The 16,905-nt window shown below is 68.2% G+C and carries 12 protein-coding genes; 10 read left to right on the top strand and 2 right to left on the bottom strand.

Annotated elements, in window-relative coordinates; genetic code table 11:
* Positions 1 to 92 precede the first annotated feature (92 nt).
* The 5 genes from ACMZPQ_RS18900 (at position 93) to ACMZPQ_RS18880 (ending at position 6,797) form a co-directional block, all read left to right on the top strand.
* Complete coding sequence (locus ACMZPQ_RS18900; RefSeq protein ID WP_019662067.1) at positions 93 to 782, top strand: response regulator transcription factor; 690 nt, start codon at positions 93 to 95, stop codon at positions 780 to 782.
* The gene (locus ACMZPQ_RS18895; protein ID WP_197582351.1) at positions 775 to 2,166 is read left to right on the top strand and encodes a sensor histidine kinase N-terminal domain-containing protein; all 1,392 of its coding nucleotides are present in this window, start codon (positions 775 to 777) and stop codon (positions 2,164 to 2,166) included. Before ACMZPQ_RS18900 ends, ACMZPQ_RS18895 begins: the two co-directional genes overlap by 8 nt.
* Positions 2,163 to 3,218 (top strand): extracellular solute-binding protein, encoded by a 1,056-nt coding sequence (locus tag ACMZPQ_RS18890; RefSeq protein WP_197582350.1) that lies wholly within the window; start codon positions 2,163 to 2,165, stop codon positions 3,216 to 3,218. Before ACMZPQ_RS18895 ends, ACMZPQ_RS18890 begins: the two co-directional genes overlap by 4 nt.
* Complete coding sequence (locus ACMZPQ_RS18885) at positions 3,154 to 4,275, top strand: cation:dicarboxylate symporter family transporter (RefSeq protein WP_414485999.1); 1,122 nt, start codon at positions 3,154 to 3,156, stop codon at positions 4,273 to 4,275. The genes ACMZPQ_RS18890 and ACMZPQ_RS18885 overlap by 65 nt, the downstream gene beginning before the upstream one ends.
* Before the next feature lie 230 nt (positions 4,276 to 4,505).
* Positions 4,506 to 6,797, top strand: a complete 2,292-nt coding sequence (locus tag ACMZPQ_RS18880; RefSeq protein WP_197583957.1) for a phosphate acyltransferase — start codon at positions 4,506 to 4,508, stop codon at positions 6,795 to 6,797.
* A gap of 388 nt (positions 6,798 to 7,185) precedes the next feature.
* On the opposite strand, the gene ACMZPQ_RS18875 is transcribed toward ACMZPQ_RS18880, so the two are convergent.
* Positions 7,186 to 10,530 (bottom strand): GH92 family glycosyl hydrolase, encoded by a 3,345-nt coding sequence (locus ACMZPQ_RS18875; protein WP_312647000.1) that lies wholly within the window; start codon positions 10,528 to 10,530, stop codon positions 7,186 to 7,188.
* Between the two features lie 420 nt (positions 10,531 to 10,950).
* Here ACMZPQ_RS18875 and ACMZPQ_RS18870 point away from each other — a divergent pair, with 420 nt between their 5' ends.
* From ACMZPQ_RS18870 to ACMZPQ_RS18855, 4 genes are all read left to right on the top strand, one after another.
* Positions 10,951 to 11,148, top strand: a complete 198-nt coding sequence (locus tag ACMZPQ_RS18870) for a zinc-finger domain-containing protein (RefSeq protein WP_005410967.1) — start codon at positions 10,951 to 10,953, stop codon at positions 11,146 to 11,148.
* Positions 11,149 to 11,163: 15 nt separating this feature from the next.
* Positions 11,164 to 12,279, top strand: coding sequence for a glycosyltransferase (locus tag ACMZPQ_RS18865; protein ID WP_197582893.1), 1,116 nt, complete (start codon positions 11,164 to 11,166; stop codon positions 12,277 to 12,279).
* Positions 12,260 to 13,591, top strand: a complete 1,332-nt coding sequence (locus tag ACMZPQ_RS18860; protein WP_197582896.1) for an O-antigen ligase family protein — start codon at positions 12,260 to 12,262, stop codon at positions 13,589 to 13,591. The genes ACMZPQ_RS18865 and ACMZPQ_RS18860 overlap by 20 nt, the downstream gene beginning before the upstream one ends.
* A 399-nt stretch (positions 13,592 to 13,990) precedes the next feature.
* Positions 13,991 to 14,440 carry an REP-associated tyrosine transposase gene (locus ACMZPQ_RS18855; protein WP_197582892.1) on the top strand — a complete coding sequence of 150 codons (450 nt, stop codon included), beginning with the start codon at positions 13,991 to 13,993 and terminating at the stop codon, positions 14,438 to 14,440.
* A gap of 157 nt (positions 14,441 to 14,597) precedes the next feature.
* Here the strand turns inward: ACMZPQ_RS18855 and ACMZPQ_RS18850 are convergent, their stop codons facing one another.
* Complete coding sequence (locus ACMZPQ_RS18850) at positions 14,598 to 15,515, bottom strand: LpxL/LpxP family Kdo(2)-lipid IV(A) lauroyl/palmitoleoyl acyltransferase (protein ID WP_197582891.1); 918 nt, start codon at positions 15,513 to 15,515, stop codon at positions 14,598 to 14,600.
* 60 nt (positions 15,516 to 15,575) lie between these two features.
* On the opposite strand from ACMZPQ_RS18850, the gene waaA reads away from it, so the two are divergent.
* Positions 15,576 to 16,874, top strand: coding sequence for a lipid IV(A) 3-deoxy-D-manno-octulosonic acid transferase (waaA, locus tag ACMZPQ_RS18845; RefSeq protein WP_197582890.1), 1,299 nt, complete (start codon positions 15,576 to 15,578; stop codon positions 16,872 to 16,874).
* Positions 16,875 to 16,905 lie beyond the last annotated feature (31 nt).

Raw genomic sequence — 16,905 nt, 5'->3', positions numbered from 1 at the left:
TGCGGTGCAGCGTAAATGGTCGCCGGGCAGGGCGCGGCGGGTGCACCCTGCGCCATGCGGTAGCATTCGTTTCCCCTCCCACCCGTGTGCCCATGCGCCTGCTGCTGGTCGAAGACAACCCGGATCTGGCCGATGCGATCATCCGTCGCATGCGTCGTAGCGGGCACGCCGTGGACTGGCAGGCCGACGGGCTGGCCGCCGCCAGCGTGCTGCGCTACCAGAGCTTCGACCTGGTGGTGCTGGATATCGGCCTGCCCAAGCTGGACGGCCTGCGCGTGCTGGCCGGCATGCGCGAGCGCGGCGACAGCACGCCGGTGCTGATGCTGACCGCGCGCGACGGTATCGAAGACCGCGTGCAGGCGCTGGATGTGGGGGCCGACGACTACCTGGGCAAGCCGTTCGATTTCCGCGAGTTCGAAGCACGTTGCCGCGTGCTGCTGCGACGCGCGCGTGGCCAGGCCAGCGAAGTGGTGCAGATTGGCGGCTTCCAGTTCGACAACGCCGCGCACCGGGTCAGCCTCGACGGCGAGCCGATCGAACTGCCGAACCGCGAGTACCGGCTGCTGGAGATCCTGGTCGGCCGCCTTGGCCAGGTAGTGGGCAAGGACGAGATCGGCAACGGCCTGTTCGGCTTCGATGACGAGGCCGGGCCCAATGCCATCGAGTTGTATGTCGGGCGCCTGAGAAAGAAGCTTGCTGGCGCTCCGTTGCGCATCACTACCGTGCGCGGCGTCGGCTATCTGCTGGAAGCCAGTGACGGTAGTGCCGACGCCGATGGTTGACGCGCGCGCTGCGAACGCCGCACCGGGGTCGCTGCGGCGTACGCTGCTGCTGTACCTCGGCGCGTTGCTGGCGGTGTTCGCGGTGGCGCTGCTGTTCGCCGCGCGCGACTACGGCCAGCGTGCCGCCAACCGATCCTACGATCACCTGCTGGTGTCTTCGGCGCTGTCCATCGCCGATTCGGTGGCGCTGGTCGATGGTCAATGGCAGGTCGATCTGCCCTATGCGGCGCTGGACCTGCTGGCGATGGCACCGGAAGACCGTGTCTTCTATCGGGTGGCCGACAGCCGCGGCAACCTGATCACCGGCTACGGCGACCTGCCGGCGCCGCCGCGCCGGCCCGGCACGCAGCCGCAGCTGTTCGATGCTCCCTACAGCGGCGAGACTGTGCGTTTCGTGGTGGTCGGCCGCAGCTTCGCGGCGGCCTCGGCGCAGGGCGAAGTGCAGGTACAGGTGGGCCAGACCCGGCGCGCGCGCGAGGCCGTGGCACAGGACATGGTCAACCGTGCGCTGCTGGCCATTGGCGTGCTGTCCGGGCTGCTGCTGGCGCTGGTGGCGTTCGGCGTGCATCGGGCGTTCCGCCCGCTGGTACGGGTGGAGCGCGAGCTGTCGCGTCGCGAGCCCTCCGACCTGAAGCCATTGGACGCACGCGTGCCGCGCGAGATGGACCAGATGGTGGCCGCGTTGAACCGCTTCATGGAACGCCTGTCCAGCAGCAATGAGACCCTGCGCGCGTTCATGGCCGAGGCCGCACACCAGATGCGCACGCCGCTGGCCGCACTGCGCGCGCAGGCACAGCTGGCGCTGGATGACGACGACCCGGAAGACATGCGGCGCAGCCTGCAGGCGATCGAGCGCAATGCCACGCATATGAGCCGCCTGCTCAACCAGCTGCTCAGCGACGCCAGCGTGATCCACCGTTCCCACCTGCAGCGCTTTGCTGCGGTGAATCTGGCCGAGACCGTGCACCAGGCCCTGCACGAGGCCTTGCCGCAGGCCGTCCCGGCGCCGCGCGTGCAGTTGGCGATGACCGCTGAACCGGTGCTGGTGCATGGGGATGCACTGCTGCTGCGCGAGGCGATCAAGAACCTGGTCGACAACGCACTGAAGTACGGCGGCGACGGTTCATTGCAGATTGCGTTGACCGTGGAAGGTGGGCAGGCGGTGCTGACCATTGCCGATCACGGTGCAGGCATCGCGCCCGCCGATGCCGAACGCGTGTTCGAGCGTTTCGCCCGCGGCGAAGGTGCGCCGTCCGGCGGTGCCGGGCTTGGCCTGGCCATCGTCAAGCGCGTGGTCGACAGCCACGGCGGCCGCATCGACCTCAGCAACCGCCCGCAGGGTGGGCTGGTCGCCACCATCCGCCTGCCCCGGAGTAGCTCATGATCCGTCTGTTCGCCACGGCCGTTGCCCTGCTGCTGGCCCTGCCAGCGCTGGCCGCGCCGGGTGACGTGCGCCGTTTCCCGGCGCAGGGAACGGCCACCGCGCAACTGCGCATCCACGGCACCACCGACATCGAAGTGTTCGCGGTGGTCATCGCCGATTACCAGCGCCTGCATCCCGGCACCGAAGTGGTCTACGAGGACATCATCACCCAGGACCTGTATGCGCGTTACCTGCACGACCGTGCCGGGCCAGCGTCGCCTGACCTGCTGATTTCCAGCGGCATGGACCTGCAGACCAAGCTGGTCAACGATGGCCATGCGCTGCCGCACCGCTCGGCGCAGACCGCTGCATTGCCAGCGTGGGCGCAGTGGCGCAGCGAAGCGTTCGGGATCAGCTACGAACCGGTGGTGATGGTCTACAACACGCGCACGCTGCAGGCCGCAAAGGTGCCGCATACGCGCCGCCAGCTGCTGGACCGGTTGCGTGCCGAAGGTGCGCCGCTGCGCGGCAAGGTCGGCACCTATGACATCGAGCGCAGCAGCGTGGGTTACCTGCTGGCCACCCAGGATGCGCAGCGTGGCAGTATTGCCGGCGCATTGCTGGGCGCTCTAGGCGACAACGACGTGGTGCGCGAAGAGCGCACCGGCGTGCTGCTGGACAAGGTGGCCAGCGGCCAGCTGTCGCTGGTCTACAACGTGCTCGGCTCCTATGCGCAGGCGCGCATCGACGCCGGCGCGCCGCTGGCCATCGTCGAGCCCGAGGACTACACGCTGGTGGTGCTGCGGACCGCGGTGATTCCGCGCACCGGCCCGCATCCTGAAGAAGCGCGGCGATTCCTCGACTACCTGCTGTCGCCGCGTGGCCAGCAGGTGCTGTCGCGCGAGGCGCGGCTGATGCCGATCGTGACCGGCAATGCGCGCAGCGATGACGCGCCGGGTCGCAGCCGCCGTCCGATCCAGCTCGGCCCGGGCCTGCTGGTGTACCTGGATGCACTCAAGCGCCGCCAGTTCCTCGACGCCTGGCGCAGCAGCGTGGAGCCGGCAGGGCGCTGACGCGGCGGCCTGCCCGTACAATGGCGGCATGAGCGAATACACCATCCTGATCGCCGACGACCACCCGCTGCTGCGTTCGGCGGTGGTGCAGTCATTGCGGCAGAGCCTGCCGCTGGCACAGGTGCGCGAGGTGGCCAGTGCCGAGGCCCTGGCCGAAGCCCTCGACGCGCACCCGGATGTGGACCTGGTGCTGCTCGACCTGACCATGCCCGGCGCGCACGGTTTCGGCATCGCGCTGGCAATGGTGGGCGAGAAGGGCAAGCCGGTGCTGAACTTCCTGGAGGCGCTGGTCGCCCCGGTGTTCAAGCTGGTGCACATCCTGATGAAGGCCGCCCCGATCGGTGCCTTCGGTGCGATCGCCTTCACCATCGGCAAGTACGGCGTCGGTTCGCTGATCAACCTGGCCTGGCTGGTGGGCTCGTTCTACCTCACCGCGTTCCTGTTCGTGGCGGTCATCCTGGGCCTGGTCTGCCGCCTGTGTGGCTTCTCGGTGTTCAAGCTGGCGCGTTACCTGAAGGCCGAACTGCTGCTGGTGCTGGGCACCTCCTCCTCTGAGTCGGCGCTGCCGTCGCTGATGGAGAAGATGGAACGCGCCGGCTGCAGCAAGTCGGTGGTGGGCCTGGTGGTTCCGACCGGCTACTCGTTCAACCTGGACGGCACCAACATCTACATGACCCTGGCCGCGCTGTTCATCGCCCAGGCCACCAACACCGAACTGACCCTGAGCCACCAGATCGCCCTGCTGCTGGTCGCCATGCTCAGCTCCAAGGGCGCGGCCGGTGTCACCGGTGCCGGCTTCATCACCCTGGCCGCCACCCTGGCGGTGGTGCCGGAAGTGCCGGTGGCCGGCATGGCGCTGATCCTGGGCGTGGACCGCTTCATGAGCGAATGCCGCTCGCTGACCAACTTCATCGGCAATGCCGTGGCCACCGTGGTGGTTTCGCGCTGGGAAGGTGCACTGGACCGCAATCGCCTGCAGCTGGCGCTGGACGGCCGCGAAAGCGAGCTGCCGCCGCCGGTGGACGCGCTGCCCGAGGCGCTGCCGGCCAAGGGCTGATCCAGGTGTGTGGTACCGCGGGGCCGATCACGAGAGTGGTACGGCCCCGCGGCGTTTCAAGGCGTCCCACGGCTGTCACGCGAGGCGCCGAAGCTGGTATCAAGGTCTGGTCGCATACGGCACGGAATTGTGCGGTCGCAGCATGCCTGCGACAGGATAGCGACAGGTCCAGACGCTCCAACGGGGGTATCATCCCCTGTCCCTTCTGCCCATTCATGTAACCCACATCGATGTCCAACGAAGATTTCAAACAGGCCGCCCTCGATTACCACCGGATGTCTCCGCCCGGCAAGATCAAGGTTTCCGCTACCAAGCCCATGCTGACCCAGCGCGACCTGTCGCTGGCGTATTCGCCGGGCGTGGCGTACGCCTGTGAAGCGATCAAGGCCGACCCGCAGCAGGCCAGCGAGCTGACCGCCCGCGGCAACCTGGTGGCGGTGATTTCCAACGGCACCGCGGTGCTGGGCCTGGGCAACATCGGCGCGCTGGCCGGCAAGCCGGTGATGGAAGGCAAGGGCGTGCTGTTCCAGAAGTTCGCCGGCATCGACGTGTTCGACATCGAAGTGGATGAAACCGACCCGGACAAGCTGGTCGACATCATCGCCTCGCTGGAGCCGACCTTCGGCGGCATCAACCTGGAAGACATCAAGGCCCCGGAATGCTTCGTCGTGGAGCGCAAGCTGCGCGAGCGCATGAAGATCCCCGTGTTCCATGACGACCAGCACGGCACGGCGATCATCGTCGGCGCCGCGGTGCTCAACGCGATGGCGATCACCGGCAAGAAGATCGAGGAAGTGAAGCTGGCGACCACGGGCATGGGCGCGGCCGGCATCTCCTGCGTCAACATGCTGGTGCAGCTGGGCCTGAAGCCGGAGAACATCCTGGCCTTTGATCGCGAGGGCGTGATCCACACCGGCCGCACCGACCTGGACCCGGAAAAGCAGCGCTATGCGCGCGACACCGACAAGCGCACCCTGGCCGAGATCGTCGACGGCGCCGATATCTTCCTGGGCCTGTCCGCACCGGGCATCCTGACCGCCGAGATGGTCAAGACCATGGCGCCGGACCCGGTGATCTTCGCGCTGGCCAACCCGACCCCGGAAATCATGCCGGAAGTGGCGCGCGCCGCGCGTCCGGACGCGATCATCGGCACCGGCCGTTCGGACTACCCGAACCAGGTCAACAACGTGCTGTGCTTCCCGTACCTGTTCCGTGGTGCGCTGGACGTGGGCGCGACCGCGATCAACGAAGAAATGAAGATCGCCTGCGTGCGCGCCATCGCCGCGCTGGCACGCCGTGCCGCCACCGACATGGGCTCGGCCTATGGCGGCGAGACCCCGAGCTTCGGCCGTGAATACCTGATTCCGCGCCCGTTCGACCGCCGCCTGCTGGTGGAGCTGTCGGCTGCCGTGGCCCAGGCCGCGATGGATTCGGGCGTGGCTGCGCGTCCGATCGCCGACATGGGTGCCTACCGCGACAAGCTGGCCCAGTTCGTTTACCGCACCAGCCTGATGATGAAGCCGGTCTACGACCGCGCGCGCAGCGACAAGCAGCGCGTGGTGTATGCCGAAGGCGAAGAGGAAGTAGTGCTGCAGGCGGTGCAGAACGTGGTTGATGACGGCCTGGCGCACCCGATCCTGATCGGCCGCCCGGAAGTGATCGAATCGCGCATCGAGCGCCTCGGCCTGCGCCTGAAGATCGGCGAGAACGTTGAAGTCACCAACATCAACGACGACCCGCGCTTCAACGAGTACTGGCAGTACTACCATGGCCTGACCGGTCGCCGCGGCGTGACCGTGGCCGCAGCGAAGAACCTGATGCGTTCGCGCCCGACCCTGATCGCGGCGGTGATGGTGGCGCGTGGCGAAGCCGACGCGATGCTGACCGGCATCGTCGGCCGCTTCCACAAGAAGCTGGGCTACGTGCGCAGCGTGCTGCCGCTGGAGCCGAAGGTCACCTCGACCTCGGCGATGACCGGCGTGATCAACCAGCAGGGCGTGTTCTTCTTCGTCGATACCCACGTGCAGGAAGATCCGACCGCCGAGCAGCTGTGCGAGGCGACCCTGCAGGCGGCCTACCGCATGAAGCTGTTCGGTGTCGAACCGAAGGTGGCGCTGCTGTCGCACTCCAACTTCGGCAGCCACGATTCCAAGGACGCGCTGAAGATGCGCCAGGTGCGCGAGCTGCTGCTCAAGCGCAACCCGCGCCTGAACGTGGACGGCGAAATGCAGGGCGACACCGCGTGGGATGAAGCGCTGCGCCAGAAGCTGCTGCCGGGCTCGACCCTGCAGGGCCGCGCCAACCTGTTCGTGCTGCCGAACCTGGAAGCGGCCAACATCGCCTACAACCTGGTGCGTGTGTTCACCGACGGTGTGGCGATCGGCCCGATCCTGATGGGCGTGAACAAGCCGGTGCACATCCTGACCACCAGCGCGACCTCGCGCCGGATCCTGAACATGACGGCCATCGCGGCGGTCGATGCGCAGATCCGCAAGCAGCTGGAAGCGGAAAAGAAGGCATAAGCCTTCTTTCCGGTTCCAGCTGCAGAAGCGCGCCCCACGGGGCGCGTTTCTGTTTCCGCGCAGCGGAAACGGGTAGTGCCGGCCGCTGGCCGGCAACCGCAATCATGTCCACCACCACCGCAGCCGGCCAGCGGCCGACTCTACCGCGGGTCCGTGCCATACGCGCTACGCACCCCGGTCATTTCCCTGCAACGCCGCTGCGGCCCAATACGCCCACGCGGCCCGGCCGTGGGAAGGGACCGGACCGGCCTTCCCACCCTGGGCCCGACCACCTCCCCATCGGCGAAAGTGTCATGCGCAATCGAGTGACCCGGCGGTACTTCCAGCAGTTGTTCGCGCTGTACGCCGGCTTCGTACGGTCGCGCTGAAGCCGCGCCCCCACGACGGCTCATTGCACCGGGGTCGCTGCCAGCAGTTCGATCTCGGCCAGCGACAGGCGTCCCCGTGCCGCCAGGCGCAAGCGGTACTCACTGTAGCGGCCGGGCTTCGCGATGCGGAACGGACGGGTCTGCCGTGCCGAGTCGAAGTCTTCTGCGCTGCGCTGGTCGAGCGTGATCCAACTGCCGCCGCCGGTGCGCGCCTCCAGTGTCCACGCACCGCCATGGATGCTGCCGTCACCGCTGGTCAGCGTGTACAGCGTCGGCGTGCCATCGCCCAGCCCGGTCAGCGCGATGGTGGCCCCTCCGCCCAGGCCGACCGTGGTGCCGGCATCGTCATCCACCAGCGCCGGCAGGGAGCGGCCATCGGCCAGCGTCGCTTTCGCGGTGTGGCCGAGCAGGTCGTGCAGCAGCTGCGGTCGTTGGCCACGCGCGGTCAGCGAGCGCGGCACGTCGTCCACGCCGCTACCCCAGCGCGATGGCTGCGGGCCCATCACAAAGTCCAGGGTTGCCCCCTTGGCGATCAGTTCATGCGGCACCCAGGTCTGGGCCCAGGGCTTGCCGTTGATCTTCAGTGACTGCACGTAGACGTTCTCGCGCGAGTTGTTGGCCGCGTTCACGGTCAGCACCGCGCCGCCCTGCAGTTCAACGCGGGCATGGCGGAACGCGGGCGAACCGATCACGTACTCCGGCGCGCCCATGCGCAGCGGGTACAGGCCCAGCGAGGCCAGCACGTACCACGCCGACGTCTCGCCGTTGTCCTCGTCGCCCGGATAGCCCTGGCCGATCTCGCTGCCCACGTACAGCCGCGACAGGATCTCGCGCACGTGCTGCTGGGTCTTCCACGGCTGCCCGGCGTACAGGTACATCCACGGAATGTGGTGCGCCGGCTGGTTGCTGTGCGCGTACATGCCCATGCGCACGTCGCGTGCTTCGGTCATTTCATGGATGGTGCCGCCGTAGGAGCCGGCCAGCGCCGGGTCGGCGGTCTCCGGCGTGGCGAAGAAGGCATCCAGCTTGGCGGCCAGCTTGTCGCGGCCACCGTACAGCGCGGCCAGGCCCTCGCCATCGTGGGCGGCGGTGAAGGCGAACGTCCAGCCATTGGACTCGGTGTAGTCGTGGCCCCACACGCGCGGGTCGTACTGGCTGCTGTCCACGCGCCAGCGGCCATCGGCGTTGCGGCCCTGGAAGAAACCGGCGACCGGATCGAACATCGTCGCGTAGCTGGCCGCACGGTACCGGAAGTAGTCGGCCTCGGTGCTGTAGCGCTCGCGCAGCGCCGGCGTGGTCGCGCGCGTGGCCAGGGCGTCGGCCATGTTGGCGATGCCGAAGTCGTTGAGCGCGCCTTCCATCGTCCACGACATGCCTTCATGCACGTCTGCGCTGGCGTAGCCACGGAAGGTTGAACGGTCCATGCCCTTGCGGCCGACGTGGCGGTCCGGCGGCACCACCGTCGCGTTCTTCAGCGCAGCAGCATAGGCTTCGGCCGGATCGAAGCCGCCGATACCCTTCAGCCAGGCATCGGCGAAGGCCACGTCCGAACTGGTACCGACCATCAAATCCGCATAACCCGGCGACGACCAGCGCGCGATCCAGCCACCGGCGCGGTACTGTTCAATGAAGCCCTGCACCAGCTGCCCGGCATCGTCGGGGGTGAACAGCGCATAGGCCGGCCAGGTGGTGCGGAAGGTGTCCCAGAAGCCGTTGTTGACGAACACTTTGCCATCGCGCACACCGGTGAAGCTGCGGCTGGCGCTGCCCTCGGTGTTGGCGTCGCTGGCGCTGGCCTGGTTGGCGTAGCGCCAGTCGGGTGCTGCCGCGCTGCCGGCATTCTCGTGGCCGGAGTTCGGATACAGGTACAGCCGGTACAGGCTGGAGTACAGCGTGGTCTTCTGGTCGTCGCTGGCATCGCCGATGTCGAAGCGGGCCAGGCGCGCGTCCCATGCATCCTGTGCGCGGCCGGCCACGCTCTCCAGCGTGTCGGCGGCGGCGATTTCCAGGGCGAGGTTGTGCCGCGCCTGTTCCAGCGAGATCAACGAGGTGGCGATGCGCATGGTCACCCGCCGCGCGTTGCCGGCGTCGAACTTGATGTAGCCGGTCGGACGGCCGGTGTCGAGGCGACCGCTGCTGCGCCAAGGTTTGTCGAAGCTGGCCACCACGTACATGCGGCTGGCACCGTTGGACAGGCCGCTGCGCGTATCGGTATAGCCGGACAGCGTCTGCGTGGCGGCATCCAGGCTCAGGCCGCCACGTGCATCGACATTGTCGAACAGCAGGTTGGCGTCGCCGCCTTCAGGGAAATCAAAGCGGAACAGCGCGGCGTGGTCGGTCGGCGCGATCGCGGCGGCGATGCCGTTGTCGAAGCGCACGTCGTAACGGTAGGGGCGCGCGTTCTCATGGCTGCGATCGAATGACAGCGCGCGCTTGCGGCGATCGGCATCGGGCACGCCACGGCTGGCCGAGGGCATCACCTGGAAGGTCTGGCGGTCGCCCATCCAGGGGCTGGGCTGGTGGCTCAGCGCAAGCGCCTGCAGCTGCGGACGGTTCTGTGCGTCGTTCTGTTCGTTCCAGCGGTACAGCCAGTTCAGTGCACCGGCATCGGTCACCGGGGTCCAGAAGTTGAATCCGTGCGGCACTGCCGTGGCCGGAAAGTTGTTGCCGCGCGAGAAGGTCCCGTTGGCCTGGGTGCCGCGGGTGGTCAGCACCCAGTCGGAGGCGCGCTGCGGCTGCTGCCGCGGTTGTGCATCCAGGCGCACATCGTCGATCCAGCCCGAGACCGGCGCACCGTCGCCGCTGGCCACCTCCAGCTCGATCGCCACGACCCGACGCCCCTTCAATCCAGGCACATCGCCCAGGCGCACCGCCTTGCGTGCCCACTGTTGTGGGTACAGCGTCTTCGAATCGCCCTGCGCGCGTGCGCCGATGGCCACGCCGTGCTGGTCGCGTGCGGCGCCGGTGGAGACGCGGCTGCCATCGTCCAGGCGCAGGTCCAGTGAGACATAGGTCGAGGCGACGGTGTCGGTTCCGACGATCTCCGGCAGCACCAGCCACGACAGCGTGGTGTCGGCCTCGATCGGCAGGTCGGTCCTGAACAGTTCGCGCCGCGCGCTGCCGCCTTCGCTGCTGTAGCGCAGGGCGTGCAGGCTGCTGTAGCCGGCGTTGCGCTTGGCGGCGTAGGGCGCGCCAGGGCCGTTGCCGATGGTGACCTGCAAGGCACCGGCGGCGGCAGCCGGGGCCGGCTCACCGGGTTCGAATGACGTCTGCAGCCCCTGTGCCAGCACCGGCATCGCAGTGGTCGCACAGGCCAGGGCCAGGGCGAGCGGAAGCAGGGCGCGGCGAGGATCGGACAGGGTCATGCAGGGGTCTCCCGGAAGGGCTGGCGGCGGGCAGAACCCGCATCGGCGGACACCACGGGCAGCATCGCTCCGCCCGCCGCAGTGGCAGTGGAAGAGGCGATGCCGGTCCGGTGGGGGCGGGCCATGCGATCGGGTCGGATTGGGCAGGTCGGGGTGCGACCTGGCCCGATCCTGCAACAGCCGTCGCGGCCTGACAAGTGCCATTTAGTTCGATCCAAATGCGGAAAATACGCAGGTTGCCGATTTTCAGCGGGAACCTTCCGGATCGGCCGGCAGATTGCGCAGGCGGGACGCTGCCGGCCCACCATGCCCAGGCATGCAGAATCGTGCCGCAGCGCGCGCGAACCCGCTGCGGCGCCATGTCGGGGCGGCGCGGATGCTAGAATCACAGGCCTCGCAACCCGTTCACCGACACCCGCCATGAGCCATACCGCCACCGCGCCCGCCAATGCCGAGAAGCGCTACACCGTGCACCGCAGCGATCTGCCGCTGAGCTGCCCGACCCCGGAAATGGCGCTGTGGAACTCGCATCCGCGCGTGTACCTGCCGATCGAAGACGAGCCCAACGGCGAAGCGCAGTGTCCGTACTGCGGTTCCGTGTTCGTGCTGGCCGACTAAGCGGCCGCCCCGTCGATGCGCCGATTGACCGTGGTGCAGTTGCTGCCGGCGCTGCACTCCGGCGGTGTCGAGCGCTCGACCCTGGAAATCGCCTCGGCGCTGGTCGCCGCCGGCCATCGCGCGCTGGTGGTTTCCGCCGGTGGCCGCTTGGTGCCGCCGTTGCTCGATAGCGGTGCCGAACACCTCACCCTCGACATCGGCCGCAAGTCGCTGCTGACCCTGCGCCATCTGCCGACCCTGCGCCGCCTGTTTGCCGAGGTGGGCGCGGACATCGTGCATGCGCGCTCGCGGCTGCCGGCCTGGCTGGGCCTGTATGCGATCCGCGCCCTGCCCACCGCACAGCGCCCGCACTGGGTCACCACGGTGCACGGCCTGAATTCGCCCAGTCGCTACAGTGCGGTGATGACCAGCGGCGAACGCGTGATCTGCGTGTCCAACACGGTGCGCGACTACGTGCAGCGGCATTATCCGACCGTGCCGGAACAAACGCTGCAGGTCATCCCGCGTGGCGTCGATGTCGGCCAGTTCCCGCGCGTGGCGCGCGCTGACCAACGGCCACGCTTGGCACTGGCCGCTGATTACCCGTGGCTGGCCCAGGTTGGCGGCCCGCTGCTGCTGTTGCCGGGGCGTGGCACCCGCTTGAAGGGCCATGCCCACGCATTGCAGCTGCTCGCCGATGTCCGCGCGGCGGGCGTGCCGGCCCAGCTGTGGATGCTGGGCACCGAGGAGCCGGGCCGCGAAGCCTACGTGGCCGATCTGCGCCGGCAGGCCGCCGCGCTTGGCGTGGCCGAGGCCGTGCACATCAGCACGCCCACCGCGCGCATCGCCCAGGCCTATGCGGCCAGCGACCTGGTGCTGCAGCTGTCGGACAAGCCGGAAGCCTTTGGCCGCACCGTGGTCGAGGCGTTGTCGGTGGGCCGCCCGGTACTGGGTTGGGACCACGGCGGCGTCGGCGAACTGCTGCGCCAGTTGCAGCCCAGTGGTGCGGTGGCGCTCGGCGATGCACGCGCACTGGGTGAACGTGCGCTGGCCCTGCTTTCGCAGCCGCCGTCCCTGCCGAGCCGTATCCCGTTTACCCTGCAGGCCATGCAGCGTGACACCCTCCGCCTCTATGCCGACCTCGCCGGCTGATCCCGCCGTCACCGTGCGCGACGACCGCGCCGGGCGCTGGGCGCCCTGGTGGGTGCTGGCGTACGTGGCGATGTGGCCGTTGCCGGGCATCGCCGAAACCGTGCTCGGCCTCGGTGCGCTGTATGCCGCCGCACGCATGGTCATGCGGCGCCTGCAACGCCGCCCGCACCTGTTGAGCACGGCCGCGTGGGCGCTGACCTCGATCCTGTTCCTCGGCTACTGGCTGCCGCAGGCCATTTCCGCGTTCGATGCCATCGATCCGTCTGCATCGTGGACCAAGGCCGCAGCCGGCCTGCGCTACCTGCCTTTCATGTGGCTGGTGGCGATCGCGGTGGCGACACCGGAGCGGCGGCGGCTGACCTTCGGCGGCCTGGCGTTGATCACCGCTGCGTGGACGCTGGATGCACTGGTGCAGGCGGTGGCCGGAACCAGCCCGTGGTTCTGGTCGCTGGAGCAGCTGAAGCTGGCGGTCAGCGGCCACGCGCTGTGCCCGGCCGATGAAGCCGCGCTGGCTGACCGCCTCAGCGGCGCATTGGGGCCGTGCAATCTGAAGTTCGGCCAGGTGCTGGCCAGCCTGTCACCGTTCCTGCTGCTGCCAGCGGCGCGCCGCTTCGGCAACGTGGGCTGGCTGCTGGCCGCCGCCGCGCTGGGCGGCGTGCTGCTGCTGGCCGGTTCGCGCGCCTCATGGATCACCTTCGCGTTGGTACTGGCCTACAGCGGCCTTCGCCAGTTCGGCGTGAAGCGGATGCTGTTGCTGGCGCTGCTCGCGGTGCTGGGTGCCGGCGTGCTCACCGCCAGCGTGCCACAGCTGCGCGAGCGCGTGGCGCGTACCGCGATGGCGTGGGGCGGGGGCGAACATGGCGTCGACGAAGCGCTGTCAGGGCGTGCACGGATCTGGGAAGCCGCCGTCTGCATGATTGAAGAACACCCGTTCAACGGCGTCGGCGCACGCGGTTTCCGCGACGCGTATCCGGCCTGCGTGGCCGGGGAGGGGCCGGCGGTATGGGGTGACGCTCCAGCCTTGCACGCCCATCAGATCGTGCTGGAAATCCTTGCCGAAACCGGTGTGATCGGCCTGCTGCTGTGGCTGGCGGCGGTTGCCCAGGCGTGGCGCGCATGGCGTTATGCGCCCGCCATCGCCCGCGCCCGCGCGCGCCCGGCGATGCTGGCGCTGGCGGTCACCGTGTTCCCGCTCAACACCCACCTGGCGTTCTACTCAGCGTTCTGGGGCGGCCTGACCGTGTTGCTGGCAGCGTTGTTCGCCGGCAGCCTGCTGGCGCGCGAGGCGGATGAATCACCGGCGCTGAAATAACGGCGCATCCACGCATGGCGTGGATCTACCGAACGCACATCCCCGTGGTGGATCCACGCCGTGCGCAGATGGGGCGGTCAGCGAACGAACGCCGCCGTGGTGGATCCACGCCGTGCGTGGATGAGGCGGTCACCGAACGTACCCCGTCGTGGTAGATCCACGCCATGCGTGGATGGGCGGTCACCGCACGAACGCCGCCGTGGTGGATCCACGCCATGCGCGGATGGGGCAGTCACCGAACGAACGCCGCCGTGGTAGATCCACGCCATGCGTGGATGGGCGGTCAGCGAACGAACGCCGCCGTGGTAGATCCACGCCATGCGTGGATGGCGCTTTCCCGACGCCAACATGCGCCAACCTCCACTACCGGTGCCTCCCTGCGTATCGCACGCTGGGGTCATGGCCAGCCCCAGACTCCGTTACGGTCGTTACTCCCACTCCGGGAACGTATATCTGCTGACGACGGCAACGCTTGGCCGAGAGCCGCACTTTGCCGATGCCGCCAACGTGGCGATCCTGGTAGATGCACTGCGCTTCGTCGAACGCAGCGGATTCAGTCACAGCCTGGCGTGGGTGGTGATGCCCGATCATCTGCACTGGCTGATGGAGCTGCGTGAGGGAGCCCTGGCCGAGTGCATGTCCCTGCTCAAATCACGCAGCAGCCGGCTGTTGAACCAGCGTCTGGATCGACGTGGCACGCTGTGGCAGCACGGCTATCACGACCATGCAGTACGGACCGACGAATCACTTCACGAGAAGGCGATGTACATCATGGCCAACCCGGTCCGCGCGGGCTTGGCGTGCGCGGTGGGGGAGTACCCGTACGCCTGGTGCCGCTGGCCGTTGTGATCCCGGTACGGGATCGAAGCGCATCCACGCATGGCGTGGATCTACCGAACGCACATCACCGTGGTGGATCCACGCCATGCGTGGATGGGCGGTCACCGAACGCACGCCGCCGTGGTAGATCCACGCCATGCGTGGATGAAGCCAACCCGGCCCCGCGTCATTTGTAGAAATCGCTCCGGCCACCCGGCTGCCGCTTGAATCGGCGATGGATCCACAGGTACTGGTCGGGCGCTTCGCGCACCATCTCTTCGATGGCCTGGTTGACCCGCGTGGTATCAGCTTCCACATCCTCGCTGGGAAAATTCTCCAGCGGAGCGCCGATCTTCAGGAAGTACTTCCCGCCCTCGCGGCGGTGGAAGTACGGGATCACCGCGCAGCCGGTCATCCGCGCCAGCTGGTGGGTGGCGGTGATGGTGGACGCGGTATGGCCGAAGAACGGCACGAACACGGTGTCCTTGCCACGCATGTCCTGGTCCGGCGCATACCAGAGGAAGCCGCCCTTCTTCAGGTGGCGCACGGTGGCGCGGATGTCTTCGTTGGCGAACATCGCCTTGGCGTAGCGCAGGCGGCCGAACTTCACCGCCCACTCGTACACCGGGTTCTTGTGCTTGCGGTACATGCCGGACAGGTCGACGTAGTCGCACAGCAGGCGCCCGCACATTTCCAGGGTCATGAAGTGACCCGACACCAGCAGCACGCCGCGGCCCTCGGCCTGCATCTGCCGCAGATGCTCCAGGCCTTCGATCCGTACCTGTGGGCGGATGCGCTCGATGCTGCCCCACCACGCGCGGATGCACTCGAACACGCCGACACCCAGGGCGTCGAAGCTGTCGCGCACCAGGCGTCGGCGCCAGGCATCGTCCTTCTCGGGGAAGCACAGCTGCAGGTTGACCTCGGCGGCGCGGCGGCGGCTGCCCAGCAGGCGCCAGCTGATCCAACCGACGCCCCGGCCCAGTGCACGCTGCAGCATCCACGGCAGGCGGGCGATGGCGAAGGCGCCCAGCATGGCGGCGAACATCGGCCAGTTGCGGGGGTCGCGCAGTGACGGGCGGACGGCGGTGGTGGCATCGGACATTGGCCCATTCTACCAAGGCAGCCGCGTGTCTTTCCCGGGGGGCTCCCGTATCCTTGCGGCATGCGTAAAGACCCTGTCGAATGGATCCTGCGCGGCCTGTATTCGGTCGTGCTCTACATCCTGCTGCCGATCACCGTGTACCACCTGGTCTGGCGTGGCTTCCGGGTCCGCGAGTACTTCCGGCGCTGGGATGAACGCTATGCCTCCTATCCGCAACCGACCGGCCAGCCGCGGGTCTGGCTGCACGCGGTGTCGGTGGGCGAGGTCAATGCGGCAGCGCCGTTGGTGAACGCGCTGCGCCAGCAGCGCCCGGACATCCGCTGGGTCATCACCACCATCACCCCGACCGGCTCCGAGCGCGTGCGCGCGCTGTGGGGAGATGCGCTGGACCACGTCTACCTGCCGTATGACGTGCCAGGCAGCGTCAACCGCTTTCTGGGCCATTTCCAGCCCAGCCTGGCGCTGATCCTGGAAACCGAGCTGTGGCCGAACATGCTGTTCGGCTGCCGCGACCGCGGTATCCCGGTCTACATCCTCAATGCACGCCTGTCGGCACGTTCGCTGCGTGGCTACCGCCTGCTGGCAGCGCTGATCCGCCGAGCGCTGCGCACGGTGACCTGCGTGGCCGCGCAGTCCCAGGATGATGCCGACCGTTTCGTGCAGCTGGGTGCTGCACCGGAGCAGGTGCAGGCGCTGGGCAACCTGAAGTTCGACATTGCGGTACCGGAGGTGCAGGGCTTCGTCGGGGAGTTCCACGCCCGTGTGTCGGCGGGGCGACCGGTCTGGATCGCCGCCAGTACCCATGACGGTGAAGAGCAGGCGGTGATCGACCTGCACCGGCGCCTGCGCCAGCAGCACCCCGGGCTGCTGCTGCTGTGGGCGCCGCGGCACCCCGAACGCTTCCCGAAGGTGGAGGCACTGGCGCGTGAGCAGGGATGGAATGTCGCGACGCGGCGCGCGCAGCAGTGGCCCGAGGCCAGCTCCGATGTATTCGTCATCGATACGTTGGGCGAGCTGATGCCGTTCTACGCCTGCGCGCAGGTGGCGTTCGTCGGCGGCAGCCTGCAGCCGATCGGCGGCCACAACCTGCTGGAGCCGGCCGCGATGGGGACCGCTGCGGTGACCGGTCCGCACCTGCACAATTTCTCGGAGATTTCGCGGCGCATGCGCGAGGCCGGTGCCCTGCTGATCGGCGAGGACGTGCAGGCGGTCGGTGATCTGCTGCTGCATCTGCTCGACAGCCCGCAAGCACGCGAAGACATGGCGCACGCGGGATGCACGCTGATCAACAACGGTCGCGGCGCGCTGCAGCGGACGTTGGCGCTGGTGGCGCCGCACCTGCCGCCCCCGCGGAGCTGATACCGCCGGCAGGCCACGCAGGCGCGTCGCC

Source organism: Stenotrophomonas maltophilia, assembly GCF_047497515.2.
Lineage (GTDB): Bacteria > Pseudomonadota > Gammaproteobacteria > Xanthomonadales > Xanthomonadaceae > Stenotrophomonas.
This window is presented reverse-complemented; position numbering and strand designations above follow the sequence as displayed.

What these genes read in the sequence shown, in the direction of transcription:
- ACMZPQ_RS18900 (WP_019662067.1), top strand. Translation starts at nt 93, where the DNA reads ATGCGCCTGCTGCTGGTCGAAGACAACCCGGATCTGGCCGATGCGATC.
- ACMZPQ_RS18895 (WP_197582351.1), top strand. Translation starts at nt 775, where the DNA reads ATGGTTGACGCGCGCGCTGCGAACGCCGCACCGGGGTCGCTGCGGCGT.
- ACMZPQ_RS18890 (WP_197582350.1), top strand. Translation starts at nt 2,163, where the DNA reads ATGATCCGTCTGTTCGCCACGGCCGTTGCCCTGCTGCTGGCCCTGCCA.
- ACMZPQ_RS18885 (WP_414485999.1), top strand. Translation starts at nt 3,154, where the DNA reads ATGCACTCAAGCGCCGCCAGTTCCTCGACGCCTGGCGCAGCAGCGTGG.
- ACMZPQ_RS18880 (WP_197583957.1), top strand. Translation starts at nt 4,506, where the DNA reads ATGTCCAACGAAGATTTCAAACAGGCCGCCCTCGATTACCACCGGATG.
- ACMZPQ_RS18875 (WP_312647000.1), bottom strand. Translation starts at nt 10,530, where the DNA reads ATGACCCTGTCCGATCCTCGCCGCGCCCTGCTTCCGCTCGCCCTGGCC.
- ACMZPQ_RS18870 (WP_005410967.1), top strand. Translation starts at nt 10,951, where the DNA reads ATGAGCCATACCGCCACCGCGCCCGCCAATGCCGAGAAGCGCTACACC.
- ACMZPQ_RS18865 (WP_197582893.1), top strand. Translation starts at nt 11,164, where the DNA reads ATGCGCCGATTGACCGTGGTGCAGTTGCTGCCGGCGCTGCACTCCGGC.
- ACMZPQ_RS18860 (WP_197582896.1), top strand. Translation starts at nt 12,260, where the DNA reads ATGCCGACCTCGCCGGCTGATCCCGCCGTCACCGTGCGCGACGACCGC.
- ACMZPQ_RS18855 (WP_197582892.1), top strand. Translation starts at nt 13,991, where the DNA reads ATGGCCAGCCCCAGACTCCGTTACGGTCGTTACTCCCACTCCGGGAAC.
- ACMZPQ_RS18850 (WP_197582891.1), bottom strand. Translation starts at nt 15,515, where the DNA reads ATGTCCGATGCCACCACCGCCGTCCGCCCGTCACTGCGCGACCCCCGC.
- waaA (WP_197582890.1), top strand. Translation starts at nt 15,576, where the DNA reads ATGCGTAAAGACCCTGTCGAATGGATCCTGCGCGGCCTGTATTCGGTC.